The organism is Novosphingobium sp. (genome assembly GCF_031424035.1).
GTDB lineage: Bacteria > Pseudomonadota > Alphaproteobacteria > Sphingomonadales > Sphingomonadaceae > Novosphingobium.
In genome coordinates this window covers 1-7,359 of sequence record NZ_JANPGP010000144.1, presented here as the reverse complement: position 1 = coordinate 7,359, position 7,359 = coordinate 1, and the positions used below count along the sequence as shown (strand labels likewise).

Sequence of the window (7,359 nt, the reverse complement as noted above, 5' to 3'; positions counted from 1 at the left end):
TCTTCTTCGGGCAGCCCTTGGCCAGCTTGGCGGCCATGCCGATGCCGGAAATCCCGGCGCCGACGATGATCATGTCGAACACTTCGCTGGCGGCCATGCAGTCTCTCTCCGTTGTTGACAGCAGTGTAAGCAGGTTCAGCGACGATTGCCAGCCCGCGTTTCTCTTGCAACAAGGCCAGTCATGCCAGTGATTGCCTCGCGCCGCTATACCCGTGGAATTGCCTCGATCCACGCGCTGCCCATCGATGGCGCGCAGAGAAAGGGCCTGCGCCGGGGCCAGTTCGACTGGATCGGCCTGGCCGAACCCGAGCCGGAAGAAATGCAATTGCTCGCCGCGCAGTTCGGCCTGCACCCGCTGGCGGTGGAAGACGCGCTCAACCCGCAGCAACTGCCCAAGGTGGAGGTTTACAAGAACCACCTGTTCATCGTCGCGCGCACCGCGTCGATGGATGAGGGCGAGGCGATTTCCTATGGCCAGACAGCGCTGTTCGTCGGCAAGGACTTCATCATCACCGTGCGTTTCGGTTCCAGCCGCGCGCACCACGAACTGCGCCAGCGGCTTGAGATTGATTCCGAACGGTTGACCGAAGGGACCGATTTCGTCGCCCATGCCATCCTCGATTTCATCGTCGATGGTTATCAGCCGCTGATCGACCGGCTGGAGGAATCGGTCCAGACCATGGAGGATCGGGCGATCCATTCGTTCCCCGAACAGTCGACCATCCGCCGCATCTTCCGCTTGCGCCGCCAGCTGCGCCGGTTCGAACGAATCGTCGGCCCGATGGAGGAAGCCTGCGAACGCCTCGCGGTGACCGACCTGCCGCACGTCGACGAAAGCAGCCACGTGTGGTTCCGCGACGTGCTCGACCATATGCGGCGCACGCTGGTGCGGATGCGCGGGCTCAAGGAAACGCTGGCGAGCATCGTCGAAACCGCCAGCCTTCTGGAAGCGCACAGGCAAGGCGAAATGACCCGCAAGCTGGCCGCCTGGGCTGCGATCCTCGCCGTGCCGACGGCTATCGCCGGGATCTACGGCATGAACTTCGATTTCATGCCCGAACTGCGCTGGCAGTATGGCTATCCGCTGGTGGTCAGCGTGATCGGCGCGATCTGCGTCGGCCTGTGGTTCAGGTTCCGCCGGATCGAGTGGCTCTAGGTTCGCCCCGATAGGCACCTATCGATAATCCGGATTTGACTTGGCTCTCTGCTCCGCGAGATGTCGGGTCAGACACGGAGAGACCATGAACCATCCCATTTCGCGCCGAAGCCTTCTGGTCGGATGCAGCGCCCTGTCCGCCATGACCATGCTGACCGGTAGAGCGGTCGCGTCCGAGCCAGCACCGCGCATGCGGGTGATCATCGACAATGACATGGGCGGTGATCCTGATGGGCTGTTCCAGCTGGCGCATTTCCTCCTGTGCCGATCGCTGACAATCCCGCTGGTCGTCGGTTCGCAGTACATGGACTTCGGCGAGGCGGACCTCATCCCGCACAAGGCCTGGGCTTCCGCCGAGAAAGCCAAGGAACTGCTGGCATTCTTTCCCGCGAAGAACCGGCCTACTGTTATCGCGGGGTCGGACCAGCGGCTCGCTTCGCGCGCGCAGCCCGGCACCAGTCCCGCGAGTGCCGCGATCATCCGCGAGGCGATGCGCGAGGATGTTAGGACGCCGCTCTATTACGCAGCAGGTGGCAGCCTGACCGAGATCGCGCTGGCCTGGCTGAAGGAGCCGAGAATAGGCAAGCGACTCAAACTGCTGTGGATCGGCGGCGCGGAACATCCCGACCTTGCGATTGCTCCTGCTGGCCCAAGCGAAGCCGAATACAACTTCAGTCTCGACCGGATTGCCGCCCAGGTCGTGTTCAACGAATCCGATATCGAAATCTGGCAAGTTCCGCGCAATGCCTTCCGGCAGATGCTGGTCGGGGTGTCCGAACTGGAAGAATTGGCGCGGCTTGGGCCATTGGGGCGCTATCTGCGCCAGCAGGTGATCCAGACCGAAGCTCGGCTGGCGAAAAATCTGCCCAGTTTCATTTATAGCCAGGGCGAAACCTATGCCCTTGGCGATTGCGCGCTGGTGACGCTGACGGCGCTGCAATCGGCGTTTCAGCCCGATACCTCGTCAAGCCGGTATAGCTTGCGCCCGGCGCCGAACCTCACACTGGATGGCAGCTACGTTGCGAATCCGGCGGGCCGACCGATGCGCGTCTATGACATGGTCGATTCCGGCCTGACCTGGCGGGATATGCTGGCGAAATTGCGCTATCGATAACTTGGCTACAATCAGCCGCATTGGCCCCGGTGCAGCAATTTGTGATCGGCCAAGACCAGCGCCATCATCGCCTCGACCACCGGCACGCCGCGGATGCCGACGCAGGGGTCGTGGCGGCCCTTGGTGAACATCTCGGTCGCTTCGCCATCGCGGTTGATGGTCTGCTGCGGGGTGAGGATCGAGCTGGTCGGCTTGAACGCCACGCGCACGCGCACCGGCTGGCCGGTTGAGATACCCCCCGCTATGCCGCCAGCATGGTTGGCGAGAAATTCTGGTGCATCTTCACCCGGGCGCATCGGATCGGCGTTGCCTTCTCCGGTCAGCCGCGCGGCGGCGAAACCGTCGCCGATTTCCACGCCTTTGACCGCGTTGATGCCCATCATCGCGGCAGCAAGATCAGCGTCGAGCTTGCCATAAAGCGGCGCGCCCCAGCCGGCGGGAACGCCAGTGGCTTCGCATTCGACCACCGCGCCGACCGAGGACCCGGCGAGCCGCGCTTCGTCGACAATCTTTTCCCAGCGCGCGGCGGCTTCGGCATCAGGGCAGAAGAACGGGTTGTTGCCGATTTCGGCGTAGTCAAAATTGTCCATGACGATGCCATCGCCGCCGATTTCCGACACCCAGGCGCGCACGGTTAGTTCGGGAATGACCAGCCGCGCCACCGCGCCCGCCGCCACTCGCGCCGCCGTTTCGCGCGCCGATGAACGCCCGCCGCCGCGATAGTCGCGGAAGCCGTACTTGGCGTCATAGGCATAGTCGGCATGGCCCGGGCGATAGGCCTTGGCGACTTCGGAATAGTCCTTCGAGCGCTGATCGACATTCTCGATCATCAGGCTGATCGGTGTGCCAGTCGTCTTGCCCTCAAACACGCCCGAGAGGATCTTCACCGCGTCGGGCTCCTGCCGCTGCGTGGTGAACTTCGACTGGCCCGGCCGCCGCGCATCAAGGAACGGCTGGATCGCCGCTTCGTCCAGCGCCAGCCCCGGAGGACAGCCATCGACGACAGCGCCCAGCGCCGGCCCGTGGCTTTCGCCCCAAGTGGTGAAACGCAGCAGACGGCCGAAAGTGTTGACGCTCATGGGCCAGCCTTTTGCCGAGAATGATTGATTTGTCCACTTTGCCGGTTAGAGCCTACGGGCAAGAGGGAGCGCAAGCGCCGCCATGTTCATCACCGTGTTCCGCAACCGCAAGCGCACCGGCTTCGATGCAGTCGCCTATGACGCCGACGCCGCGCACATGATCGACCTCGCCTCGGCCATGCCGGGCTTCCGCTCGATCAAGACCTTCCACGCCGACGATGGCGAGGTGGTGACGATTTCAGAGTGGGACAGCGAGGCCCACGCGAAGGCATGGGGCCGCCACCCCGAACACACCGTGGTGCAGTCGCGCGGGCGCAGTGAGTATTACGAAAGCTACGCCAGTATTTCGATGAGCGACCCGCGCGTCAGCAGCTTTGGGAGGCATGGGGAATGAACGAAGCGGATCGCGTCAACCTCTCCTGCCTTTGCGGACAGGTCAAAATTGCGATCAGCCAGCGCCCTGACTTTGTCCACGCGTGCAATTGCACGTTGTGCGCCAAGACAGGCGCACACTGGTCCTATTTCCATCCCTCTGACGTTCGGGTCGAGGGGAACACGAAACAGTACAGCCGGACCGACAAGGACGATCCCTCGGCCAGCGTCCACTTCTGCCCGGAATGCGGTTCAACAACGCATTTCACCCTCACGGAAAGCGCCATTTCGCAATATGGCAATGCGCAGCTGGGAGCGAACATGCTGCTGGCGGAACCGGGCGATCTTGTCGGAGTGGAACTGCGGTATCCCGATGGGCGAGCGTGGTCAGGCGCAGAAGATTTCGGCTATGTGCGCGCGCCAAGCATAATCGGCGACGATGCTGCCGGAGGATAATTACTACGCACAGACTGGCACCGGAGCGATCCGGGACGAGGTTCAAGGGGGTTTTGCTGTGACGGTCACGATGTTCGGAATTCCCAACTGCGACACGGTGAAAAAGGCGCGCGACTGGCTCGACGCGGCAGGCATTGCCTACACCTTCCACGACTACAAGAAGCAAGGTGCCGATGCCGCACAGGTCGCGCGCTGGTGCGATGTGGCGGGCTGGGAAAAGGTGCTCAACCGCGCCGGCACCACCTTTCGCAAGCTGCCCGAGGGCGACCGCGAGGGGCTGAACCAGGACAAGGCCGTGGCGCTGATGGTCGCCAATCCCAGCTGCATCAAGCGGCCCGTGGTCCAGCATGCGGGCGGAATTCTGGTTGGCTTCAAGCCTGACGAATGGGCGGCGGCATTCGCATGATTGTCAGCTCCGAAACGCTGTTCTGGCTTGAATGGGCGGCCGCCGGTTTTGGTGTGATGAACATCGCGCTGCTCATCTTCCGCAGCCACTGGAACTACCTGTTCGGGCTGGTCATGGTGGCGCTCTATTTCTTCGTGTTCTGGGAACAGGCGCTGTTCGCCGAGGCCGTGCTGCAAGTCTTCTTCTTCGCCGCGCAGGGCTGGGGCTGGTGGCTGTGGCTGCGTGTTGGCGGCGGTGACAACAAGGTCGAGGTGCGCTGGCTCGATTGGCGCAGCCGCTGGGTCTGGCTCGTCGCGATGGCGGCGATCAGCGTCAATCTGTCATGGCTGATGGAGAAATACACCACCGCCTCGGCTCCGTGGATCGATACGCCAATCGCGGTCTTCAGCGTGGGCGCGCAGATCCTGCTCGCTTTCCGCCGGATCGAGAACTGGGTGCTGTGGGTGGTGATCGATGTGGTGTCGATCTGGCTTTACATCATGCGCGATCTTGAACCGACTGCCGGGCTTTATGGCGGCTTTCTGGTGATGAGCCTGTTCGGCCTGAAGGAATGGACCGAAGCCGCGCGCAAGACCCCCGAGGCCGAGCGCTTCGCGTGATCACCGTCTGCTTCCACGGAGTTGAAAGCACCGGCAAGTCGGTGCTGGCGGCGAAGCTGTCGGCTGAACTTGGCTGCGCGTGGGTGCCCGAATATGGCCGCGAATATTGCGAGGCGCACGGCACCGACCTGACCATGGCAGACCTGTTGGCCATCGCCGAGGGGCAGGCGCGCGCGGTTGATGCGGCTGCGGCGCCGGTGCCAGCGCTGCTGATCCTCGACACCGACCAATTGATGACCGCCGCATGGGCGCAAATGCTGTTCGGCGAAGTGCCGCCGGTGCTGATGGCCTATCCGAAGGCGGACCATTACCTGCACTTCGCGCCCGACGTGCCGTGGATTGATGACGGCACCCGCTTTTTCGGCACGGCGGGCGAGCGCGCCCGGTTCGATGCCATCGCCCGCGCCGTGCTCGCCGATACCGGTATTGTTCCTATCGAGATCGCGGGAGACTGGTCATCGCGCGAGGCAGCGGTCCGGCAGGCACTGGCAGAATTCCGCGCCAAGGCTTGACCTTTCGGCCAAAACGCGTTTTGCACTTCGCCAAATCAAAAGGGCGGCGCAGCACCATGGATTTCTTCAAGGCACTCATCCCCGGCACGATCCTGACCTTGGTCGTCAGCGCGATTTTCGGCTCGGCGCGGACGAAGGCCGGATACCTCAACGTGTCACACGAAATGATCCAGGGCGTCGGCTTTTACTGGTCGTGGACGCTGTTCATCGCCGCTACCCTGCTGGCTTGGGCGATCTTCGCCATGTCGCCGAAATGAACATGCGCTGTTGGGCGCTGAGTGCGGCGCTCGTGCTGTCCGGGCCGGCCATTGCTGCGCCAGCGCCTGCCTCTGCACCCGATGACACGGCGCAGGCCAAGGCGGTCATCACCCGCACCAAGACCACCCGCGCGACCTATGCGATCTACACCTGGACTGTCATCCGGCTGAAGGGCGCGGACCCGGTCGAGGAATGGTCGGCCGAGTTCAATGCCGGCAAGCTCCACCGCGTCGAAACCCCGCGCGACCGTGTGGTTGCCGATTGCCAGGGCAAGACCGCCGCGCATTACTCGCTGATCGATGGCACCACCAAGTCCGGCGCGGCGATTGCGAACACCGCCTGCGGCATCGCTTATGACGATGCGATCCGGCAGGTCGCGTGGCTCGGCAAACATCCGTCTCCCTGGGGCGAGGTTGACCGGGTGCGGCTGTGGGGCGCCGGGCTGATCCGCACTTATGACGTGACCAGGGCCGGCGTTATCGTCTCCAGCACTTTCGCGCCGGAGGACAATCCCGGCAAGGCGATGCTCGAAATGCGGACCGTGGCGCGGGAAAAGCGGCTACCGAAAGGCGCGATCTTCTCGCGCGCCTCGCTGGCGCGCAGCGTGGTTCCAATGAGGTTTACCCTGCCGCCACAGCCGTGACGATGTAGTTCAGCGCGAGGTCGACCGACAGGTGCAGGCCGCGCGTGGGCGACCACGAAATGCCTTTGGGTTCGCTCATCACCATTCCGACGTCAGCCAGCAGTTCGCGCAATTCATCAGGCGTGGCGAAATCGCTCCAGTGGTGCGTGCCGCGCGGCACCATGCCGAGCCGCTCTGCCCCTTCGACCAGCAGCAGCTTCGATTGCGGCGTGCGGTTGGGGCAGGAGAGGACCATGAGACCGCCGGGAGCCAGAGCGCCGGCCAGCGCCGCGATGAAGGCGGGCTTGTCGGCCACGTGCTCGATCACCTCCAGCGCGGTGACCAGATCGAATCCGGACAGGCCCAGCGCGCCGATCTCGCCGCAGCGATAATCGATAGCGAGGCCCCCGCCCGCCGCGTGGGACTTCGCGGCGGCAATGTTTTCTTCTGCCGCGTCAACCCCGGTTACCGCCGCACCCAGCCGGGCGAGCGGTTCGCACAGCAGCCCCGCACCGCAGCCGACATCGAGCGCCTTCTTGCCCGAAAGGGGCCGGATCGCGCGGGAATCGCCGCGCCAGTGGTGGTCCACCGCCTCGCGCAGGAAGGCCAGCCGCACCGGGTTCAGCTTGTGGAGCATGGCGGATGAGCCCTTCGGGTCCCACCAGTCCGCCGCCAGACTGCCGAAATGCGCGGCTTCGCTTTCCCTGATCGTTGTTGCATTCGCCATGCGCCCTTCCTAAAGCGCCCCCGCCGCGCGGGGAAGGGCTTGCGCGCAAGAATCTTAC

11 protein-coding genes are annotated in these 7,359 nt (G+C 63.8%); 9 read left to right on the top strand and 2 right to left on the bottom strand.

From position 1 onward, the window contains the following. The first annotated feature begins 181 nt into the window (after window positions 1-181). Window positions 182-1,156, top strand: coding sequence for a magnesium and cobalt transport protein CorA (locus tag RMO89_RS19735; protein WP_310535324.1), 975 nt, complete (start codon window positions 182-184; stop codon window positions 1,154-1,156). An 85-nt stretch (window positions 1,157-1,241) separates the two neighbouring features. Next, window positions 1,242-2,270, top strand: coding sequence for a nucleoside hydrolase (locus tag RMO89_RS19730; protein ID WP_310535322.1), 1,029 nt, complete (start codon window positions 1,242-1,244; stop codon window positions 2,268-2,270). Window positions 2,271-2,281: 11 nt separating this feature from the next. Here RMO89_RS19730 and aroC read toward each other — a convergent pair whose 3' ends face one another. Next, entirely contained in the window at window positions 2,282-3,349 is a 1,068-nt protein-coding gene (gene aroC / locus RMO89_RS19725) for a chorismate synthase (RefSeq protein WP_310535321.1), read from the bottom strand. Window positions 3,350-3,431: 82 nt separating this feature from the next. On the opposite strand from aroC, the gene RMO89_RS19720 reads away from it, so the two are divergent. From RMO89_RS19720 to RMO89_RS19690, 7 genes are read left to right on the top strand one after another with little or no spacing between them, the layout of a single operon-like run. Beyond that, a complete protein-coding gene (locus RMO89_RS19720; RefSeq protein WP_310535319.1) occupies window positions 3,432-3,743 on the top strand; it encodes an antibiotic biosynthesis monooxygenase in 312 nt (103 codons plus the stop codon). Further along, window positions 3,740-4,177 (top strand): GFA family protein, encoded by a 438-nt coding sequence (locus RMO89_RS19715; RefSeq protein WP_310535318.1) that lies wholly within the window; start codon window positions 3,740-3,742, stop codon window positions 4,175-4,177. Before RMO89_RS19720 ends, RMO89_RS19715 begins: the two co-directional genes overlap by 4 nt. 58 nt (window positions 4,178-4,235) lie before the next feature. Further along, window positions 4,236-4,583: an arsenate reductase gene (locus tag RMO89_RS19710; RefSeq protein ID WP_310535325.1), complete on the top strand. Its 348-nt coding sequence runs from the start codon at window positions 4,236-4,238 to the stop codon at window positions 4,581-4,583. Next, a complete protein-coding gene (gene pnuC / locus RMO89_RS19705) occupies window positions 4,580-5,182 on the top strand; it encodes a nicotinamide riboside transporter PnuC (protein WP_310535317.1) in 603 nt (200 codons plus the stop codon). Before RMO89_RS19710 ends, pnuC begins: the two co-directional genes overlap by 4 nt. Then, window positions 5,179-5,694 carry an ATP-binding protein gene (locus tag RMO89_RS19700; protein WP_310535315.1) on the top strand — a complete coding sequence of 172 codons (516 nt, stop codon included), beginning with the start codon at window positions 5,179-5,181 and terminating at the stop codon, window positions 5,692-5,694. The genes pnuC and RMO89_RS19700 overlap by 4 nt, the downstream gene beginning before the upstream one ends. A 56-nt stretch (window positions 5,695-5,750) precedes the next feature. Further along, window positions 5,751-5,951 (top strand): hypothetical protein, encoded by a 201-nt coding sequence (locus RMO89_RS19695; RefSeq protein ID WP_310535314.1) that lies wholly within the window; start codon window positions 5,751-5,753, stop codon window positions 5,949-5,951. Next, window positions 5,948-6,595, top strand: coding sequence for a hypothetical protein (locus tag RMO89_RS19690; RefSeq protein WP_310535313.1), 648 nt, complete (start codon window positions 5,948-5,950; stop codon window positions 6,593-6,595). Before RMO89_RS19695 ends, RMO89_RS19690 begins: the two co-directional genes overlap by 4 nt. Here the strand turns inward: RMO89_RS19690 and ubiG are convergent. Then, window positions 6,573-7,301 (bottom strand): bifunctional 2-polyprenyl-6-hydroxyphenol methylase/3-demethylubiquinol 3-O-methyltransferase UbiG, encoded by a 729-nt coding sequence (ubiG, locus tag RMO89_RS19685; RefSeq protein ID WP_310535312.1) that lies wholly within the window; start codon window positions 7,299-7,301, stop codon window positions 6,573-6,575. The two genes, RMO89_RS19690 and ubiG, sit on opposite strands and share 23 nt — an antisense overlap. Between the last annotated feature and the right edge of the window lie 58 nt (window positions 7,302-7,359).